Source organism: Plantactinospora sp. WMMC1484 (assembly GCF_049315195.1).
Taxonomy (GTDB): Bacteria; Actinomycetota; Actinomycetes; order Mycobacteriales; family Micromonosporaceae; genus Plantactinospora.
On record NZ_CP186055.1, the window covers coordinates 1,917,116 to 1,937,476 of the forward strand.

Below are 20,361 nucleotides of genomic sequence, written 5' to 3' on the forward strand. Positions count from 1 at the left end.
GCGATGATCGAGGCGGAGAACCTGGGCATCCGGTTCGTCCGTAACCGCCGGCGCAACCTGCGGCTGCGGGAGATGTTCATCCACCGGGGCAGCCGGCAGCCGGCCGCCGGGATCTTCTGGCCGCTGCGCAACGTCTCGTTCTCGGTCGACCCGGGCGACACCGTCGGGATCATCGGTCGCAACGGCACCGGCAAGAGCACCCTGCTCCGGCTGATCGCCGGGGTGCTGATCCCGGACGAGGGCCGGATCCGGGTCGGCGGCCCGGTGGCGCCGCTGCTGGAACTCTCCGCCGGTTTCTCCAACGAGCTGACCGGCCGGGAGAACGTCCATCTGGTCGGCTCGCTGCACGGGCTGCGCCCGAGCTTCCTGCGGCGGCACTTCGACGAGATCATCGATTTCGCCGGAGAGCAGATCGCCAACGCCATCGACACCCCGGTCCGGCACTACTCGTCCGGGATGAAGGTGCGGCTCGGCTTCGCGGTGATCGCCCAGCTCCAGCACCCGGTGCTGCTGATGGACGAGGTGACGGCGGTCGGTGACGCCGACTTCCGGGCGAAGTGCTACGACACGATCGACCGGCTGATCGCCGAGGGTCGTACCGTGATGCTGGTCTCGCACAACGAAAACGATCTCACCCGGTTCTGTAGCCGGGGACTCTACTTCGACGGAGGACGATTGCGGGTGGACGGCACCATACGCGAGGCTCTTGACGCATACCACGACGTGGTCAGGCCCTGATGCTGGCGATCCTGCTCACCCCGACCCGACCGGGCGCCCCGCTGACCCGGCCCGACGACAGGCCGCTCGCCGCGGACCTCCGGGAGCAGTTGCGGGCGGCCGGCGTCCGGGACGTCGTCCTCACCGACGATCCGGCCCAGGTCGCCCTGCTGGCCAGCACCGCCCGGGAGCCGGTGCTGCTCTGCTCGGGCGACCTGGTCGCGCACGCCGCCGTGCTCCGGCACCTGGCCACCAGCCCGATGCCGGGGACCGTCGCCCTGGTGCTGCCCGAGCCCACCGCCGGCCCGCTCGGTGTCGTGGAGGAGCGCAACCAGGTCGTCGCCACCGGCACCTTCGGCGGATCCGGCGCCGTCGGAACGCCGACCGGCGCCGTCGGGACGCTGACGGCAGCCCCGACCGGGGCCTTCGGCGGAGCGGTACGGGTCGCCGTTGCCGACCTGCCCACCCTGGCCACCGTGGCCCGGGCCGTCGCCACCGACGACGGCAGCACCCGCACCACCGCCACGGGCAGCGGCAGCGGCGCAGGGGGTTTCGCCGAGCCGAACCCGGTCCCGCTGCTGGACCGCCTGCTCGCCGGGCTGACAGCCGCCGGACGCGCCGCCGCACCGACCGGGACGGCCTCCGGGAACGGCGGCACGGCCCCGGGCGGGGACGTCACGATCTTCGCCCACCGGGTACGCCTGCTCGTCGCCCGCCGGGTCGCCGACCAGGGCGCGCTGGCCGAGGCCGAGGCGGCGGTGGCGGCGGTCGACTCCGACCGGGCCGAGCTGCGGCTCTCGGTGAAGGAGAAGGACGACTTCTTCACCACGTACTTCGTCAGCACCTGGTCGCCCTGGGTGACCAAGCTCTGCGCCCGGCTCCGGCTGACCCCGACCTGGGTCACCGCGATCTCGGTCGCCTTCGCGGCGGCGGCGGCGGTGCTCTTCGCGCTCGGCGGCCGGCCGGCCCTGGTCGGCGGTGCCGTCCTGCTTTACCTCGGCTTCGTGCTCGACTGCGTGGACGGCCAGCTGGCCCGGTACACCCGGCACTTCAGTCCGTGGGGCGGCTGGCTGGACACCATTGCCGACCGGGCCAAGGAATACCTGGTCTACGCCGGGCTCGGCATCGGGGTCGAGCGGGCCGGCGGCCCCGGCTGGGCGCTGGCGATCGCCGCGATGACCCTGCAGACCGTCCGGCACATGACCGACACCTGGTACGGCGCACTGCACGACGAGGCGGCCAGACGCCCCCGGCCGCCCCGAGCGGCAGGACCCGGCGGGGCAGGGCCCGGTGCCGGTGGCCTCGGCGACCGGCTCAGCCAGGCGTCGAACCGGGTGCAGGCCGACACGGGTTCGCTGACGTACTGGGCGAAACGGACAGTTGTCTTCCCGATCGGCGAGCGGTGGGCACTGATCGCGCTGACCGTGGCGATCTTCAGTCCGCTGGTCAGCCTGGCCGCCGTCCTGACCTGGGCCGGGCTGGCGGCGGTGTACACGCTGGCGCTGCGTACCCTGCGGGCCCGGTCGATGCGGGTGGCGGTGCTGACCGGCGTGGACGCGGCCCTGCACCGGGACGACGGGCCGGTGGCCCGCCGGCTGCCCGTCCTCGGCCGGGCCGCCGGGCTGCCCGGCCCGCTGCCGCTGGCGCTGGTCGGGGTGGTGGCCGGCCTGGCGCTGCTCGGCGCCGGCCTGGCCGGCCTCGGCACCGGCCCGGCGCGCTGGCTGGTGCCGCTCGCCGTGCTGGTGGCGCTCGTCGCCGGGCTGCCCTCCGCGACCCCGCACGGTGGCCCGCTGGACTGGCTGGTGCCGGCCGCCCTCCGGACCACCGAATACCTGCTGGTGATCGGGGCCGGGCTGCTGGTCGGCGCGGACGGCGCGGTGATCTTCGCACTGCTCTTCGTGCTGGCGCTGCGGCACTACGATCTCACCGCCCGGCTGGAGAAGCGGGAACGGGCGCCGCTGCTGCACGCGCTCGGCCTGGGCTGGGACGGCCGGCTGGTCGTGCTCGCCGCCGCCGTGCTGGCCGGCCCGTTCACCGGCCGGGTGGCGCTGCTCGCGCTCGCCGGCTACCTGGCGGCGATTTTCCTGGTGAGCGCGGTCCGTGGCTGGGTACCCAGGACTCCCGCACCACGCCGGCCGGCCGACGCCGGCGGTGGGCCGGCCGGACCGCACGCCGCCCCCGGCACCGTCGCAACCGCCGGGGTGGCGCCGGGGGACGGCCACGCCGGGACACCGGGGCCCGCCGCGATTCCGGGTCAGCCGGACCGGGCCGGTGCGGCACAGCGGGAACGGGACGGATGACGTCGCCAGCGGGATGACCGGGGGCGGCGTGGCGGAAAGGAACCGATGACGCTGCTCGCGGGAGTACGGCGCCGATGCCGCTGATCAGTTTTGTCGTGCCGGTCTACCGGGTGCAGGGCTACCTGCGGGAGTGCCTCGACTCGATCCTGGCGCAGCCGGTACGGAACGTCGAGGTGGTCGCGGTCGACGACTGTTCCCCGGACAGCTGCGGTGAGATCATCGCCGAGTACGCCGCCCGGGACGACCGGGTCCGGGTGGTGACCCTGGACCGCAACGTCGGGCTCGGCGAGGCACGCAACATCGGCCTCGACGCGGCGACCGGCGAGTACGTCTGGTTCCTGGACAGCGACGACTGGCTGGCCGGCGGCTGCCTGCCGGCGGTGGCGGAGCGGCTGTGCCGGGTCGCGCCGGAGGTGCTGGTCGTCGACCACCAGCGGGCATACTGCACCGGCGGGGTGCTCGGTGGCGGTCTGGGCGCGACGGTGCCGGACTCCGGCGACGAGGCGTTCGGGGTCCGGGACCGGCCGGCGGTGCTCGAGGTCCTGCACACCGCCTGGAACAAGGTGGTGTGCCGCCGGTTTCTCATCGACTCCGGGCTGCGCTTCGCCCCCGGCTGGTACGAGGACGTCTCGTTCAGCTATCCGGTGCTGCTTGCCGCCGCCCGGATCAGCGTGCTGGAGGTGGTCTGCGTCAACTACCGGCAGCGGCGCTCCGGCGCCATCACCGGGACCCGGGACGGCCGGCACTTCGAGATCTTCCCGCACTGGCACCGGGTCTTCGCGCTGATGGCCGGCCGGGGACCGGAGTACGACGCACTCCGGCCACTGATCTTCGAGCGGATGATCTGGCACTACCTGATCGTGCTCGGCAACGGGCGGCGGCTCTCGCCGGAGCTGCGCCGCGCCTTCTTCGCCCGGGTGGTGGCGGACTACCGGCGTTGGCTGCCGCCGGGCGGCTACCGGCGACCGGGTGGGGTCGACGGGTTGAAGCACCGGCTGGTGGCCGGCGACCACTGGCGGGCGTACGCGGCACTGCGCGCCGCATACCACATCGGCGGCCGGGTACGGCGGCTCGCCCGGCGGTCGCTGCCGGCGCTGTCCCGCCGGGTGCCGGGGCTCGGCCAGCGGCCGTCCGGAGACCGGCGCGGCTTCCTCCGCCCCGCGCCGAACCGGCCGCCCGGCCCGCCGTTGCTGGACCGGCTGCCCGCCCCGCTGGACCGGGCCGCCCAGCTGGCGCGGGAGGGGCTGCTGCGTGCTTACTACCACGCCGAGCTGCGCCGCCCGCTGGATCCGGCGCTCGCCCTCTATGCGGCCTACTGGTACCGGGGCTACGCCTGCAACCCGGCCGCGATCTACGAGAAGGCCCGCGAGCTGGCACCACAGGTGCGCGGCGTCTGGGTGGTCCGCCGCGACCGGGTGTCGAGCCTGCCACCCGGGGTGCCGTACGTGGTGGCCGGCGGCCGGGCCTACTTCCGGGCGCTGGCCAGGGCGAGCTGGCTGGTCAACAACGTGAACTTTCCGGACTACGTGGTCAAGCGGCCCGGCGCGGTGCACGTGCAGACCCATCACGGCACTCCGGTCAAGGTGATGGGACTTGACCAACAGCGCTATCCGCGCGGCGCGGCCGGGCTGAGTTTTGCCGGACTGCTGCGCCGGATCGACCGCTGGGACTACAGCGTCACCGCCAACAGCTTCTCCACCCAGATGTGGGAGCGGGCCTATCCGGCGGAGTACCAGACCCTGGAGGTCGGCTATCCCCGCAACGACCGGCTGGTGACCGCCGGGCCCGCCGAGGTCGAGGCCGTCCGGCGCCGGCTCGGCATCGGCCCGGACGAGCAGGTGGTGCTGTACGCGCCGACGCACCGTGAGCACCGGCCGGGGTATGCGCCGCCGTTCGACCCCCGGGCCCTGCTGCAGGCGCTCGGCCCGGCGGGCCGGCTGCTCATCCGGGGCCACTACCTGGACCCGGCCGCCCCGGAAGGCCCGGTGGAGCAGACCGGCTGGCCGGATCGGGTGGCGGAGGTGACCGGCCATCCCTCGGTGGAGGATCTCTACCTCGCCGCCGACGTGCTGCTCACCGACTACTCCTCGGCGATGTTCGACTACGGCACACTGGACCGGCCGATCGTCGTCTACGCGCCCGACTGGGCCGAGTACCGCCGGGAGCGCGGCGTCTACCTGGATGTCTTCGCCGAGGGGCCGGGGGTGGCGGTGGCGGACTTCGCGGAGCTGCTTGCCGCGTTCCGCGACGGTGCCGTGGACGGCCCGGCGGCCGGCGAGGCGCGGGAGCGGTTCCGGCGGCGCTTCTGCGCCCTCGACGACGGCCGGGCGGCGGAGCGCGTCGTCCGGCGCATCCTGCCCGGCGCCGTCCCGGCCGGCGAGGCGGCGACCGTCGCCGAGTAGCTTCCCGCCTGGCGGGCTCCGCGAGGATCTGTCTTCGTACACATGTGCCATCCACAGCCTGTGGATGGCACATGTGTACGACTGGCGTTCTCACCGGACCGAGTCCGGCTGCCTCCCTGCGGGATGGGCCGCGCTGAACGCCGCCACGTGGGTCGGCGGATCGGCGCGGCCGGGCGGCGCCAGCGCCACGTCCGGGCGGTGCGCATGCACGTTCGGCCGATGCGACGGCGCCTCACGCAGATCGCTGCGCGGTGGCGCCGCTGCGGAGGCGGTCCAGTTCGGCGAGATACATCGCCTGCATGCGGTCGTGATGCCGGACCAGCAGCATGATCTCCTCGACGCTGTAGCCCTCGATGAGCCGTTCCGCCCGCTCGGCGAACCGCTCGTACGGTCGCTCCAACTCGGCGATCCGCTCCGGCCGCAGGGTGACGATCACCCGCCGCCGGTCCGCCGGATCGCGTTCGGCGGTGATGTAGCCGGCCTGCTGGAGCCGGCGGAGCATGCTGGTCACGGCCCCGGTGGTGAGGTTGGTCCGCTCGGCGACCTGCCCCGCGGTGGCGGGTCCGACATCGGCCAGGAAGTCCAGACACTCCAGGTCGCTCACGGTGAGGCCCAGCCGGTCCGCGATGGCGTACCGGAACACCATGGACAGCCGCGACGTCTCCCGCCCGGCGCGCATGAGGTCGGCGATCGCGGACGCCCGGGCCGGCTCGTGGGACATGCCGGCAATCATGCCTCCGGTACGGTGACCCGGTGCAGCCGCGGTAGCACGCGGGTCAGCACCCAGTGTGGTGCCGCCGCGCCCCCGGTGAGGCGGCGCATCAGCCCGGCGGCGGTGTCGACGGCGCGGAAGGCGTAGGGCACCATCTCGTCCTGGTAACCGGCGATCGCCTTCTCCACCGGCGTGCCGTCCGCCAGGGCCCTGACGAGCCTGCGGGCGAGCAGGGCGGCGTCGCGGAGCGCGGTGTTGCCACCGTGAGCGCCGAACGGCGGCATGACGTGCACGGCGTCGCCCATCATCGTCGCCCGGGGCATCGCCCACTGTCGCGGGCGACGGCCGGTGGCGAAGAGGTTGAGCACCGTGGCGTCCAGCTCGGCCGTGTCGACCAGCCGCCGGATGAGCGGGTGGAAGTCCGTGCTCATCTCGGCGGCCAGCTCCCGCAGCGCCAGCAGGTTTCCGCGGACGCCGATGGGCACCTTCTCCTGCCGGAGCAGCAGACCCCACATGACGTAGTCGTCGCCCGTGGGTGCATAGCTGCCCGGGGCCAGGCGCGCGAACGCCTTCCGTGGGCTTTCGCCGAACCGCATGGAGGTGAAGAAGAAGGCGCGGCCCGGCTGGTCGGCGATGGCCAGGACCCCGCTGGTACGCAGCGGGTCCGGGATGACGCTTCCGCCGTTGCGCCGCAGGGGCGACCGGCCGTAGATCCCCGCCATCGGGGTGTTCGCCGGGGCTGCGCCCGGCATGAGCTGTTCGCGCAGTGCCGAGCCGACGCCGTCCGCGCCCACGACGACGGTCGCCGCGACTGCCCCGCCGTCGGTGAACCGCAGCCGCAGCCCGGTCGGGCCGCCGCTGTCCACCGCGACGGCGGCCTTGCCGTAGTGGATGCGTCCGTCCAGGCCGGACATCAGGATCGACCGCAGGGTCAGCCGGTCGACCTGCCGGGTCGCGTGCGGCTCGTCCTTGAAGGTGATGGTGAAGGCGTCCCGCAGTCGGCTGTCGGTGAAGCGCAGGTGCCCGCCGGGCTCGTCGCCGGTGGCCAGCGCCAGGCGGTACAGCGGGCGGGGCAGGCTCTCGCGCAGCGCCCGCAGCCCGTGCCGGTCGAGAATGATCCGATAGCCCTGCTGCCGAACGAAGGGGCCCGGGTCCCGCTCGTAGACGTGCACGTCGATGCCGGCGCGCATCAGGTACTGGGCGAGGCAGAGGCCGGAGAGGCCGGCGCCGGCGATTGCCACCGAGAAGTTAGTCGATATGCCCATGCAGTTATCTTAATGACTAAGATGATGAGCGCAAGGCTGCCGGCGTGCCGGGAAGTAGCACCTGCCGGCACTCCGCGACGGCCGCGGCCAACTGGTTGGCAACGACGGTCAGGACCGTTACCCACTCCGGGGGATGACCGGGGTCGTGCTCGGGCACACGGAACTCAGTCGGTCGGCGTGGTGGCCGAGCGGCGTACCCGCTGCCGCACCCGGTCGGCGGCGAGCCCGGCGTACCGGCCGGCGACGAAGCGGGTGGCGTGCGCCAGGGACCGGATGCCGCCGACGGGAATCGTCTCCACCCCGGCCAGCGCGGCCCGGCGGGCCCGCCTGTCCGGCCGGACCACCAGCCGGGGCCGGGGCGGCACCCAGCTCTTCTCCGGCAGGGTCCGCAGGTCGACCACCCCGAAGTCGTCGCCGCTGACCCAGCGCCGGCCGGCGACCTCGGCCACCACCTCGTCGAGGGGCTCGTCGGGCCGGCGTACCCGCAACGCCCGGCTGCGTGCCGAGGTGCGCCAGAGCGACAGCCCGCCGTCGGGTGCCGTCGCCCCGACCGGCAGCACCCGGACCAGGCCGACCTGCCACTGGTCGGCGACCGCCACCAGCCGGCGTACGGTGTCGGCGTCAACCCCCAGGTGTGAGCCGAGTTCCAGCAGGTAGGGGGCGGGAAAGGCGCTCCGCGGCGCCTGCCCGGCCAACTCCACCCGGGGCTCGGAGCGGTACGTCGCCGCGAGCAGTCGTCGGTCCAGCAGCGGGTCGGCCAGCACCGACCGCCGCTCGTCGGTCAGCTCCGCCCACGGCGCCACCAGCACCACCCGCAGGTCGGTCTGGTCGCCAGCGAGCAGCCGGTCCACGCAGGTGCGGACCATCTCGTACGGCCCGTCGGCCGGGACCACCGCGACGACCAGCGGCACCGCCCAGTTCCGCTGCGCGGCGGCCCGTAGGTAGCGGGGCAGTGGCATCAGCTCGGCCAGGAACGGCCGGTTGTAGCGGCGCAGCGCCTCCCCCCGGGTCATCATGTGCGACGGGCCGAGGTGCCAGCTCCGGGCTCGGGGCTCCGGCACGAAGACGGCACCCGCCTGGGCCAGCCGGTAGCCGAACTCGGTGTCCTCGCCGAGCCGCAGCTCCGGGTTGAGTCCGCCGGCCTCCCGGTAGAGGCTCCGGGGCAACGCGGCGGTGGCGCCGACGTGGGCCCGGAAGTTGAGGTGGTCACCGGCGCGGAGCTGGTCGGTGTCGTCGATGAGCCGTTCGACGTACTCGTGCGGCTCGGTCCCGTCGAGCCGGAAGAGCCGGTCGGCGCTGCCGGCCGCGCAGCTCTCGGCGACCTGCTCCGGGGTGGGCCACTCGGCGTCCACGAAGCGCTTGTAGCCGAGGGTGACCGCTTCGTCGCTGACGTGCTGCCAGCGGGCCTGCGCCGCCACGTGCTCGGGGAAGACCAGCATGTCGGCGTCGAGCCAGTGCAGGATCTCGCCCTCGCTCCGCTCCGCACCGACGTGCAGTGCCGTGGAGCGGCCCCAGCCGGCGCGGTGGTCGGCGACCCGGAGCAGCCGGCAGTTCTCGGGGCGGATCGCGGGCAGGACCAACGGCGGGTCGCTGCCGTCGTCGACCACCACCACCTCCAGCAACCCCGACGGGTACGTCTGGTGGCGCAGCGCGGCCAGGGTGAGGTCGAGGGAGCGTTGGCAGCCGTGGGCCGGGATGACCAGCGAGACGGACCGCGTCGGTTGCCAGCCGTCCAGCTCGGGTGGGGTGAGCCGGCTCCAGTCGTTGCGGAACAACCGGACCGGGGATTGGGCCCCGGTGGCCCGGGCGCGGCTCGACACGCACCACAGTGTAATCACTCCGTTGCCGAGAGCTGACAACTGCGCGCCGCGTGGCGGGTCTCGAGCGGAATTACCACGGTAGGGACTACTGTAAGTGCCTCCATGACAGCGTCACGTAGGCTCGGTTTCCGTCGGGCTCCGTCTGGTCGGGCCGGACTCCGGCGCCGGCCGGCGAAGGGATCGGCGTGCCAGGTGGGGATGGACTACCCGAGAAGTACCTCCGTTGGCGGATCGTCGCCGGCGAGCCCGACGGCCGGTTGCGGTGGCCGCTGGTCACGCGGGGATCCCGGCTGACCCGGATACCGGGGTCCGAGCCGCCGGCAGACGCAGACATGGTGGAAGGGTCGCCGGCCGGCCCCGCCTGGCCCCGGACCTTTGTCGGCCGGATGGCCGTCGTCGCACGCTCGGTGAGCTGGCTACGGCACCTGCTCGACCACCCGGTCTCGCTGAGCCGGGTACGCCGGATCACCGTTGCCGTGACCGACTGGCAGATCCCGCAGCGTGGCTGGTCCGGCCGGCTCGGACCGGTGCCCCATCTGCTCGCCCAGCGTGTCGCGCTGCCCCGGCAGGACCGGGGCAGGGCGGTGGTCGAGATCGAGCTGCGCTGGTCGGTGCCGCTCCGCTCGGTGCTGGTGGCCGTGCTGCCGCTGCTCACCCCGGTGCGTCCACTGCCGACTCCGGGAAGCCCGGAGGTGACAGCCCAGGACGTCCTCCCCGGCTGGCTGGGTGCGGGACCCACCCTCGCGGTCGCCGCCGGGGAACTGCCCGGCGGCATTGCCGTCCGCCCCTACGACATCGTGTTCCGGCCGGACGGGCGGACCCCGTCGGTCGCCGGCGACGCGGCCGGTACGGCGTACCGGACCCGGTTGGCCGTCGACCGGTTCGGCGTGCCGGATGTCGAACGCGGTGACCTCTGCCGGACGGGGCCCGACGAGCACGTGGACCGGCCAGGTCACGCCGTCCGGTGCGCCGGTCGCGAAGAGGGCGGCGTCCTGCTCGACGCCGAGTACGCCGTACCGATCGGCCGGTACGGCCCGTTCGGCCCCGACACGCCACGAGCGGAGTTGACCTTCTCCTCCGGCCCGGACGGCGGAAGCTGGCGGATCCGGGGGCCGGAGCCACTCGACCGTTCCGGTCGGCTCGACCGGCCGCGGCTGACCGAACGGACCTGGGCGGCGCTGGCCGGGATCGGCGTGCTCGACTGCCCGTCGGTGCCCGGACGGCGGCCCCGGGCCGAGGCTGCCCTGCTGCTGCACCTCGCGCTCGCCGGCGTACTGGTGCGGGCCCCCGGCCTGCCGCCGGCCTGCGCGGCGCACCTTTCCGACGAGGTCGTCGAGCTCCTGCGCGCCCCCCTGCCCGGTCTGGCCGCCGCGCGACCCGATCCGGATCTGGAGTGGGAGGTCCGGGCCGTGCGGCAGCGCCGTGCGGTGCTGCGCCGGCACGCCCGGGGCTTCGCGCTGCCCCGGCTGGCGGCGGCCACCTTCCCCGGCCTCGGCGCGCTGCCGTCGGTCTCGGTGCTGCTGGTGACCCGGCGGTTGGAGCACGTCCTCGACGCGGTCCGTGCCGTCGCGGCACAGACCTATCCGGAGCTGGAGATCGTGCTCTGCCTGCACGGTGTGGGCCTGCCCACCGGGCTGCGCCGCCGGCTCGCCGGGTACGGCCGGCCGGTGGAGGTGGTCGAGGTGCCGGCCGGGCGGAGCTTCGGCGAGGCGTTGGCCGCGGCCACCGCCCGGGCCCGGGGCACCCTGGTGACGAAGTTCGACGACGACGACACGTACGGGCCGGAGCATGTCTGGGACCTCGTCCTGGCCCGGCACCACTCGGGCGCGACAATGGTGGGCAAGGCGGCCGAGTTCGTCCATCTCGGCACGCTGGAGATCACCGTACGGCGGGATGCCGGAGCGCCGGAGAGCTTCGCCCCGATCGTCGCGGGCGGCACGATCCTGATCGGCCGGGGTGACCTGGCCGAGGTCGGTGGCTGGCGCCCGGTGCCGCGCTCGGTCGACCGGGGCCTGATCGACCGGGTCCGCCGGGCCGGTGGTCTGGTCTACCGCACCCATCCGCTCGGGTACGTCTACCAGCGCCGGCCGGCGGGGCACACCTGGGATCCCGGGCTGGAGTACTTCCTCCGGGACGGTGGCGCGCAGTGGACCGGGCTGCCCCGGCACGCCGAGTTCGGCACCTCCGGCCCGGCGGCGACCGGCACGGCCCGGCGGATCCCGAGGCCGCATCGAGTCAGGTAACCGCCATGTCACAACATGAACATGGCACGTTTACCCGATGGGCTTCCGTGATGATCCTCGTCACAGTCATTCCGGGGCCGGCCATTACGCTGCGGGGAGGTGACGGTGACCACCGTCGCGCTCAAAGACGTCACGAAGGTGTTCCCGGATGGGACAGTGGCGGTCGACAACATCAGTCTCGACGTCAACGACGGCGAGTTCATGGTGTTGCTCGGGCCTTCGGGCTGCGGAAAGTCCACCGTGCTCCGGATGGTCGCCGGGCTGGAGGATCCGACCACCGGCGCCGTCATGCTCGATGGTGAACTCGCGAACGACCTGCCTCCGCGAGACCGCGGAATTGCCATGGTCTTCCAGGATTTCGCGCTGTATCCGCATATGTCGGTGGGAGCGAATATTGCCTTCCCGCTGCGGCTCTCCGGGATCGAGGAAGGGCCGCGCGGTGAGCGGGTCGCCGACGTGGCGAGTGCGCTCGGCATCGCCGACGTGTTGGGCCGCAAGCCCAGTCAGCTCTCCGGCGGGCAGCGGCAGCGGGTGGCGATGGGCCGGGCCATCGTGCGCCGGCCCGGGCTGTTCCTGATGGACGAGCCCCTCTCCAACCTGGACAGCGGGCTGCGCGCGGAGCTGCGGGCGGAGATCTCCGGACTGGTCCGGGAGCTCGGGGTGAGCACCGTCTACGTCACCCACGACCAGGCCGAGGCGTTGACCATGGCCGACCGGGTGGCGATCATGCGCAAGGGTGTCCTCCAGGACGTCGGGACGCCGACCCAGGTGTACGGCCGGCCGGCCACCCTCTACGTCGCCGCCTTCCTGGGCAGCCCCCGGATGAACCTGCTGGAGGCGACCGTCTACGTGCACCTCGACCGGTACGTCGCGCTCAACCTCGGTGAGCAGGCGCTCTATCTGCCCTGGGACGACATCCGGGCGCGAGCGGTGGCGCACTACCACGGCGAGCGGATCGTGGTCGGGATGCGGGCCGAGGCGCTGACCCCGGTGGCTCCGGACGCGCCTGGCGACGTGTTGCAGGGGCGGATCCGCTACCTGGAGCACCACGGGCACGAGTCGCTGGCGTTCCTCGACATCGGGGCCACCGCGATCGTCGTCGACGACCTGGGCGGCCCGGTGACCGAGGAGCGTCCCACCGGCGGGGGACGCGGCATCCGCCGGCTCAGCCAGGTCATGCAGCGGCTGACCGGACGGGTCGGTGGGCCGGAGCAGCCGGGCCCGGAGGCCCGGGACTCCCGGGGCAGCGTCCTGGACCCGGGCCGGCACCACCGCCGCCCCGCCGAACTCGCGGTACGGCTGGCGCCGTACCCGGCGGTCACCTCCGGCCACCCGATGGCGGTCTCGGTACGCATGGACGCGGTGCACTTCTTCGACGAGCGCGGTGACCGCATCGACGTGGGGTGGCGCTGACCACTCCTGAGGCTGGCCGAGCCCTTGCCGACGGAAGTTACCAGCAAGTAGCGTACGTTCATGTCTCCCGACGTACACCAGATCGAAGCTGGCCTGCTCCAGGCCGTACCCTTCGCCCGGACCCTCGGCTTCGAGTTGGTGGAGGTGGCGCCGGAGGAGCCCGACGGGATGCGCGCCGTCGTCCGGCTGCCCGACTCGCCGCCGACGCACAACCACGTCGGCGGTCCTCACGCCGGCGCGCTCTTCACGCTCGGCGAGACCGCCTCCGGCGCGGTGGTGCTCGCCGCGTTCGGGCAGCTCCTCGACCGTGCGGTGCCGCTGGCCGTCAGGGCGGAGATCCGCTACCGGCGGCTGGCGATGGGGACGGTGCGGGCCACCGCGCGGCTGGGCCGCCCGGCCGCCGAGGTGACGGCCGAGCTCGAGGCCGGTGAACGGCCGGAGTTTCCGGTGCCGATCGAGATCACCACCGAGGACGGCACGGTGACCACCGAGATGACGGTGCACTGGACCCTGAAGCCACGCTAGTCAGCTCGCCACCCCGGCGCGCCGGCGGGCGTGCTGCTGGCCGGCGGCACCGCGCCGAGCCGGCCGAGCGCCGGTGCGACGGCACCCGCCGCCCGCCGCCCGCCGCCCGGAGGCCGGGTCCGGGTCTCCCTGAATCACCCCTGACTTCCGGCTGCCGGTGTGGACGAGTGCACCTATGCGAAGCGAGGCTACATGTAGCTAGGTCACGCATAGGGAGGTGTCGGGATGACCGACGGGGGAACGCGGCGGATCCGGACGGTGCTGCTCGGGGTCTTATCGGCGATGCTGCTGCTCTGCGGGATCGGCACGGCCGTGGTGACCTGGGTCTGGACCGGCGGGGTCATCGACACCACCGGAAAGGTCGACTTCGTCAACCGGCTCGCCGTACCGCCGCTGGCGCCGTCCCGGATCGACGGGCAGGGGCGAAGGGTCTTCGACCTGCGAGCCCAGCCCGGCCGGCGGGACTTCGGCGCGGGCGGCCCGACCGCGACCTGGGGGTTCGACGGCGACTACCTCGGTCCGACGCTGCGGGCCAGGCGTGGCGAAAAGGTGCTGGTCAACGTCGTCAACGGGCTCGGGGAACCGACAAGCGTGCACTGGCACGGCATGCACCTGCCGGCCGCGATGGATGGCGGTCCGCACCAGATGGTCCGGCCCGGCGCCACGTGGTCACCGCGGTGGACCATCGACCAGCCGGCCGCCACGCTCTGGTACCACCCGCATCCGCACGGTCGGACCGCCGATCACGTCTACCGGGGCCTGGCCGGGATGTTCCTGCTGGACGACGGGGCGTCCGACCGGCTCGCGCTGCCCCGGCGGTACGGGGTCGACGACTTCCCGCTGATCGTCCAGGACCGGAAGTTCGACTCCGGCGGAAGGCTCGACCACGGCCGGGGAGCACTCGGCGGCGTCGGCATCCTCGGTGACACCCTGCTGGTCAACGGCACCGTCGGCCCATACCTCGACGTCTCGACCGAGCGGGTCCGGCTGCGGCTGCTCAACGGCTCCAACGCCCGGACCTACGACTTCGGCTTCGCCGACGGGCGCGGCTTCGCGCTGATCGGCACCGACGGAGGGCTGCTGGCCGCGCCACACCGGACCGGCCGGATCCGGCTCTCGCCCGGCGAACGGGCGGAGGTCGTCGTGTCGATGCGGCCGGGGGAGCGTGCGGTGCTGCGCAGCTTCCCGCCCGAGACCGGCGTCGACTTCTTCAACAGCCGCTTCACCGGCGGTGACGACACCTTCGACGTGCTGGAACTGCGTGCTGCCGGCACCCTCGCCCCGGCACCCGAGGTGCCGACCCGGCTCGTGCCGATCGACCCGCTCGACCCGGCGTCGGCGGTCACGCAGCGGAGGTTCCGGTTGAGCGGGCGGCAGATCAACGGCCGCGCCATGGACCCGGAACGGATCGACTTCGCGGTCACCCGCGACACCACCGAGATCTGGGAACTCGTCAAACAGGACGGTACGCCGCACAGCTTCCACGTGCACGACGTACAGTTCCAGGTGCTCTCGGTCGACGGTGCGCCGCCACCGCCCGAACTCGCGGGCTGGAAGGACACCGTACTGCTGACGGCCGGCCGGCCGATGCGGATCATCGCCCGGTTCACCGACCACGCCGACCCGAACATGCCGTACATGTTCCACTGCCACCTCCTCGACCACGAGGACCGGGGCATGATGGGGCAGTTCGTGGTGGTCGAGCCTGGTCAGCGGCCCGGCCGGCCACCCACCGGGCACGGGCACACCCAGGGCCACGCCGAGCATCCGTGAGTCAACACCGCCGAGGCTCCTCGCTACGCATCCGGCGTGGCCGAAGGCGAAACCGTGCCGGGACGTGGTAACCCGGTTAGGTTGTTAGGCGTGTTGGGCCTACCCGCGCACGTGACCGCGTGTCTCTTCGATCTCGACGGTGTGTTGACCCAGACCGCCCGGGTGCACAATGCCGCCTGGACGGAGACCTTCGACGAGTTTCTCCGGCGAAGAGCCGAGGCGATCGGCGAGCCGTTCCGGCCGTTCGATCCGGGCGACGACTACAACCGGTACGTCGACGGCCGTCCCCGGGCCGACGGCGTGCGGACCTTCCTCGCCTCCCGGCAGATCGTCCTGCCGGAGGGTGACCCGGACGACCCGCCGAGCGCCGACACCGTGCACGGGGTCGGCAACCGCAAGAACGTCCTGCTGCTGCACCGGATCCACACCGACGGTGTGCTGCCCTACCAGGGATCGGTGGACTATCTGCACGCCGCCCGGACGGCCGGACTGCGCCGGGTCGTCGTCTCGGCCAGCGCCAACGCCGGCGACGTCGTCGCGGCGGCGGGCCTCGAACCCCTGGTCGAGGGCCGGATCGACGGAGTGGTGGCCCGGGAGCGCGGGCTGCGCGGCAAGCCTCACCCGGACACCTTCCTGGCCGGGGCGGAGCTGCTCGGAGTCCGTCCCGACCAGGCCGCGGTCTTCGAGGACGCGCTTGCCGGCGTCGCCGCCGGCCGGGCCGGCGACTTCGGCTACGTGATCGGCGTCGACCGGGTGGGGCAGGCGGACGCGCTGCGCGAACACGGCGCCGACGTCGTGGTCAGCGACCTCGCCGAACTGCTCACCGGAGTCGACACCGGTCCGGAGGTGCTCCGGTGACCAGACCGAGCCGCCCGACCGCGAGGAACTGCCCGACTGTGAGGAACTGCCCGACCGCGGAGAACTGCCCGACCGCGAGGAGGGGGCGATGATCCGGGAACGGGCATACCCCGTCGAGCCGTGGCACGTCCGGGAGACCCGGCTCGACCTCGACGTACTCGCCCAGTCCGAATCGGTGTTCGCGCTCTCCAACGGGCACATCGGGCTGCGCGGCAACCTGGACGAGGGCGAGCCGCACGGCCTGCCGGGGACCTACCTGAACTCCTTCTACGAGCTGCGGCCGCTGCCGTACGCCGAGGCCGGCTACGGCTTCCCCGAATCCGGCCAGACCATCGTCAACGTCACGAACGGCAAGCCGATCCGGCTGCTCGTCGACGACGAGCCCTTCGACGTCCGCTACGGCGAACTGCTCAGCCACGAGCGGGTGCTCGACCTGCGCGCCGGCACCCTGCAACGCTCGGTCGAGTGGCGCTCGCCGGCCGGGCGTACGGTGCGGATCTGCAGCACCCGGATGGTCTCCTTCACCCAGCGCTCGGTGGCGGCGATCGAATACCGGGTCGAGCCGGTGGACGGTCCGATGCGGCTGATCATCCAGTCGGAGCTGGTCGCCAACGAGCAGCTTCCGACGCAGAGCCGGGACCCCCGGGTGGCGGCGGTGCTGGAGTCGCCGCTGCAGGCCGAGGAGCACCTGCTGCACGGCGACGGTGCGCTGCTGATCCACCGCACCAAGGCAAGTGGGCTGCGGGTGGCCGTCTCGATGAGCCACGAGGTGCACGGCCCGGAGCGCAAGCTGGTCGGCACCGAGGCGTACGAGGACTGGGCCCGGACCACCGTCACCTCCGTGATCAAGCCGGGCGAGCAGCTCCGGATCGTCAAGTACGTCGCGTACGGCTGGTCGAGCCGCCGCTCCCGCCCGGCCCTGCGCGACCAGGTGGCGGCGGCACTGGCCGGCGCCAAATTCTCCGGCTGGGACGGGCTCTGCGCGGAGCAGCACGGCTATCTCGACACCTTCTGGGACGACTCCGACGTGCAGGTCGAGGGCGACCCCGAGGTGCAGCAGGCGGTCCGGTTCGGCCTCTTCCACGTGCTCCAGGCCGGCGCCCGCGCCGAACTGCGGCCGATCGCGGCAAAGGGGTTGACCGGTCCGGGATACGACGGGCACGCGTTCTGGGACACCGAGACGTTCGTGCTGCCGGTGCTGACCTACACGCTGCCCTCGGCGGTCGCCTCGGCGCTGCGCTGGCGACACTCCACCCTGCACCTCGCCCAGGAGCGGGCCCGGACGCTGGGACTGCGCGGCGCCGCCTTCCCGTGGCGCACCATCCGGGGTCAGGAGACCTCGGCGTACTGGCCGGCCGGCACCGCCGGATTCCACATCGCCGCCGACATCGCCGACGCGGTGCGCCGGTACGTGCAGGCGACCGAGGACGAGCAGTTCGAGCGCGAGATCGGGCTGGAACTGCTGGTCGAGACCGCCCGGCTGTGGCGCTCGCTCGGGCACCACGACCGGCACGGCCGGTTCCACCTGGACGGGGTGACCGGGCCGGACGAGTACACCGCGGTCAAGAACGACAACGTCTACACCAACCTGATGGCCCAGCGGAACCTGCTCGCCGCCGCCGACGCCGCCGCCCGGCACAGCGCCGAGGCGTGGAAGCTCGGCGTCGACGAGGAGGAGATGGCCGCCTGGCGGGACGCCGCGCACGACATGCACATCCCGTACGACGCGGAGCTGGGCGTGCACCCGCAGGTGGAGGGCTTCACCCGCTATCAGGAGTGGGACTTCGCGAACACCCCGCCGGAGCAGTATCCGCTGCTGCTCAACTATCCCTACTTCGACCTCTACCGCAAGCAGGTGCTCAAGCAGGCCGACCTGGTGCTGGCGATGCACTGGCGGGGCGACGCCTTCACCGACGAGGAGAAGGCGGCGAACTTCGCCTACTACGAGCGGCGGACGGTACGCGACTCGTCGCTGTCGGCCTGCACCCAGGCGGTGCTGGCGGCCGAGGTCGGGCACCTCGAGCTCGCGCACGACTATCTGGGCGAGGCGGCCCTGATGGACCTGCACGACCTCAACCAGAACACCCGGGACGGCGTGCACGTCGCCTCGCTGGCCGGCGCCTGGATCGCCCTGGTGGCCGGCTTCGGCGGCATGCGGGACCACACCCCGACGCTCTCCTTCGCACCCCGGCTGCCGAGCCGGATCAACCGGCTGGAGTTCTCGCTCCGCTACCGGGGCGTGCACCTGCGGGTGGACGTCCGGGCCGGCGAGGCGACGTACTCGCTGCGCGACGGCGAGCCGGACGACACCCTGGAGTTGCTGCACCACGGCGAAAAGGTCCAGGTGACCTGCCTGGAGGCGGTCACCCGGCCGATCCCTCCGGTCCGTGCCTCGCGACCGCAGCCGGCCCAGCCGGCGGGTCGGGCCCCGGTCCGGCGTGCCCCGGAGGGCGAGCCGGGCTGACCGGAGCAGCGGAAGCTGACCGGAGCAGCGACAGCTGACCGGAGCAGCGACAGCTGACCGGAGCAGCGACAGCTGACTAGACCAGCGACAGGTGCACGTGGTTGGTGTGGTCGCTGGACGGGTCTCCGTGCGCCCCGCTGTACGACTTCCAGCCCGTCGTCGGAAGCCAGATCTGCCGGTACCAGATCACGTAGAGCACACCGAGCCGGTCGGCGTTGCGGACGAAGAACGCCGCGAGGTTGTTGCCGTAGGTCCGGTTCCCGCCGGTAGCGTCACCCCGGAAGCCACCCGCCTCGGCCGAGAAGTCGCAGGCCCGCCCCTTCGGGTGCTCGTACGGGCCGCCGGGGCGGTAGCAGGAGGTGTAGCGGGTGAACCCGGCGCGCCGTGCCTCCGAGTACGCGTGCAGGGTGCGTGCCGTGACGCAGCCCGAGGTGGTCGGGTCGGGCCTGCCGCACGACTGTGCCGGCCAGCCGCCGTCGGCGCCGCGTGGCGCGGGACGGGCCACCGGTGAGGTCGCCGAGACGAAGCCTCCGGTGGAGGCCCCGCCGACCTGGGCCAGCGCCCGCTCGGCCGCCCGCTTCTGCCGCAGCATGATGGCGAGCTGCCGGCGCTCCTCGGCGACCTCGGCATCCAGCGCCAGCTTCGCCCGCGCGGCCCGCTCCCGGGCCTGGCGCAGTGAGCGGAGCACCTCGTTGTCCCGCAGGGCCACCGCCTCCAGCCCGCGGGCCCGCTCCAGGAACTCGTCCGCCGAGCCGCTGTGCAGCAGCACCATCACCGGCCCGATCCGGCCGGTCCGGTACGCCGCCCGGGCCACCTGCTCGACCCGGGGCCGCAACTCCGTGATCCGCGCCTCGACCCGACGCAGCTCGGCGGCGATCCTCGCCTGCCGGGCCTGGGTGCTGGCCAGCGCGCTCTTGGCCTGCAGGTAGCCGCGACCGGTTGATTCGAGTACGTCGCGTAAGAGCGGCGTGTCGCCCTCGTCGCCGAGCACGGCAGGGCTGTCCGCCTCTGCCGCGCCGGGCTGGAGCGACGCTCCGGCGAGCGCGCCGAACGCGGCGATCAGGGCCAGGGCCAGCGGTATCCGCTGGCGTGTGGATCCCGTCATGCATGTCCCTCCGTCGCCCGCCTACCGGGTTAGCTGACGGGTTCGGGGACGGAACAAGGCCCCTACCGCGGTTGCGGACTCACCCCAACTACCTGGGTCCCCGGCTCACCCGTTCGGGTGACTCGGCGGCGGTGACGCCGGCGCGGAGGGGTGCGCCACCGGGCGAAACCGGGGTCAGACTACCTGATCAACCGGGCCGCTTCCGTGGATTTGGGGTGCTCCGGTGTGGAAATTGTGCCCTTGCGGCGCCGACCGGCACGCCTCGTCCACCGGAGTGGAGCACCGGCACACGTCCCGTCGGCGGGACGGGCCGGGGTCGTCCTGACCAGCCCCCGTGCTGTGGATGAGCGCGCGGCGCCGAGCCGGACAGCGGACGCATAGTCGACGCATAAGCGCCTTGCACATACTGGCCACCAATCAGGGCGTGGCGCGGAACCTCCGCGTGGCAGGAAGCCCTAACGGATCCGAGAAGGGACTGGTATGGCCGACAACAACGCCGCGGCTGTCACCGTGGCTGACCAGGCCGAGTATTTCGTCGACCTCGACGACCTCGACCTGGCCGGGGTTGACGTCGACACCTGGGACAAGACCGCGGGCGGCACCACCGTCGCATGCGTCACCCGCACGATCACGATCGTCACCCGGGCCGTCTGCGGCTCGATCGACTGTGGCCCGCCCCCTCCCGGTGGCAGCTACTGAGTTCCGCAGGTTCGGTTCTACAACGTTCCGTAGGTCTGGTTCACGACGTTCCGTGAGGTTGGTTT

The 20,361-nt window shown here is 73.0% G+C and carries 13 protein-coding genes, 1 pseudogene and 1 riboswitch; of the genes and pseudogenes, 10 read left to right on the forward strand and 4 right to left on the reverse strand.

Annotated features, from left to right (window positions below; translation table 11 throughout):
• Window positions 1–72: 72 nt before the first annotated feature.
• From ACN28C_RS08435 to ACN28C_RS08445, 3 genes and pseudogenes are all read left to right on the forward strand, one after another.
• Window positions 73–738 carry an ABC transporter ATP-binding protein gene (locus ACN28C_RS08435; RefSeq protein ID WP_422774587.1) on the forward strand — a complete coding sequence of 222 codons (666 nt, stop codon included), beginning with the start codon at window positions 73–75 and terminating at the stop codon, window positions 736–738.
• A pseudogene (locus tag ACN28C_RS08440) lies at window positions 738–2,930 on the forward strand (DUF5941 domain-containing protein); the annotation flags it as partial. The gene ACN28C_RS08435 and the pseudogene ACN28C_RS08440, both read left to right, overlap by 1 nt.
• Before the next feature lie 161 nt (window positions 2,931–3,091).
• A complete protein-coding gene (locus tag ACN28C_RS08445; RefSeq protein WP_422772969.1) occupies window positions 3,092–5,419 on the forward strand; it encodes a bifunctional glycosyltransferase/CDP-glycerol:glycerophosphate glycerophosphotransferase in 2,328 nt (775 codons plus the stop codon).
• 232 nt (window positions 5,420–5,651) lie between these two features.
• Here the strand turns inward: ACN28C_RS08445 and ACN28C_RS08450 are convergent, their stop codons facing one another.
• From ACN28C_RS08450 to ACN28C_RS08460, 3 genes are all read right to left on the reverse strand, one after another.
• The gene (locus tag ACN28C_RS08450) at window positions 5,652–6,140 is read right to left on the reverse strand and encodes a MarR family transcriptional regulator (protein ID WP_422772970.1); all 489 of its coding nucleotides are present in this window, start codon (window positions 6,138–6,140) and stop codon (window positions 5,652–5,654) included.
• 8 nt (window positions 6,141–6,148) lie between these two features.
• On the reverse strand, window positions 6,149–7,396 hold the full coding sequence (locus ACN28C_RS08455; RefSeq protein WP_422772971.1) for an FAD-dependent oxidoreductase: 1,248 nt from the start codon (window positions 7,394–7,396) through the stop codon (window positions 6,149–6,151).
• A gap of 164 nt (window positions 7,397–7,560) precedes the next feature.
• On the reverse strand, window positions 7,561–9,216 hold the full coding sequence (locus ACN28C_RS08460; RefSeq protein WP_422772972.1) for a glycosyltransferase: 1,656 nt from the start codon (window positions 9,214–9,216) through the stop codon (window positions 7,561–7,563).
• Between the two features lie 386 nt (window positions 9,217–9,602).
• On the opposite strand from ACN28C_RS08460, the gene ACN28C_RS08465 reads away from it, so the two are divergent.
• The 6 genes from ACN28C_RS08465 (at window position 9,603) to ACN28C_RS08490 (ending at window position 18,492) form a co-directional block, all read left to right on the forward strand.
• Window positions 9,603–11,459: a glycosyltransferase gene (locus ACN28C_RS08465; protein ID WP_422772973.1), complete on the forward strand. Its 1,857-nt coding sequence runs from the start codon at window positions 9,603–9,605 to the stop codon at window positions 11,457–11,459.
• A gap of 105 nt (window positions 11,460–11,564) precedes the next feature.
• A complete protein-coding gene (locus tag ACN28C_RS08470; RefSeq protein ID WP_422774588.1) occupies window positions 11,565–12,872 on the forward strand; it encodes an ABC transporter ATP-binding protein in 1,308 nt (435 codons plus the stop codon).
• Between the two features lie 60 nt (window positions 12,873–12,932).
• Window positions 12,933–13,397: a DUF4442 domain-containing protein gene (locus ACN28C_RS08475; protein ID WP_422772974.1), complete on the forward strand. Its 465-nt coding sequence runs from the start codon at window positions 12,933–12,935 to the stop codon at window positions 13,395–13,397.
• Window positions 13,398–13,622: 225 nt separating this feature from the next.
• A complete protein-coding gene (locus tag ACN28C_RS08480; RefSeq protein WP_422772975.1) occupies window positions 13,623–15,170 on the forward strand; it encodes a multicopper oxidase family protein in 1,548 nt (515 codons plus the stop codon).
• A 90-nt stretch (window positions 15,171–15,260) separates the two neighbouring features.
• On the forward strand, window positions 15,261–16,028 hold the full coding sequence (locus ACN28C_RS08485; RefSeq protein WP_422772976.1) for an HAD family hydrolase: 768 nt from the start codon (window positions 15,261–15,263) through the stop codon (window positions 16,026–16,028).
• 88 nt (window positions 16,029–16,116) lie between these two features.
• Window positions 16,117–18,492, forward strand: a complete 2,376-nt coding sequence (locus ACN28C_RS08490; protein ID WP_422772977.1) for a glycoside hydrolase family 65 protein — start codon at window positions 16,117–16,119, stop codon at window positions 18,490–18,492.
• A 76-nt stretch (window positions 18,493–18,568) separates the two neighbouring features.
• Here ACN28C_RS08490 and ACN28C_RS08495 read toward each other — a convergent pair whose 3' ends face one another.
• The gene (locus tag ACN28C_RS08495) at window positions 18,569–19,597 is read right to left on the reverse strand and encodes a coiled-coil domain-containing protein (RefSeq protein WP_422772978.1); all 1,029 of its coding nucleotides are present in this window, start codon (window positions 19,595–19,597) and stop codon (window positions 18,569–18,571) included.
• Window positions 19,598–19,600: 3 nt separating this feature from the next.
• Window positions 19,601–19,735, reverse strand: a riboswitch (cyclic di-AMP (ydaO/yuaA leader).
• A gap of 342 nt (window positions 19,736–20,077) precedes the next feature.
• Between ACN28C_RS08495 and ACN28C_RS08500 the strand changes: the two genes are divergently transcribed.
• Window positions 20,078–20,296, forward strand: coding sequence for a hypothetical protein (locus ACN28C_RS08500; protein WP_422772979.1), 219 nt, complete (start codon window positions 20,078–20,080; stop codon window positions 20,294–20,296).
• The last annotated feature ends 65 nt before the right edge of the window (window positions 20,297–20,361 follow it).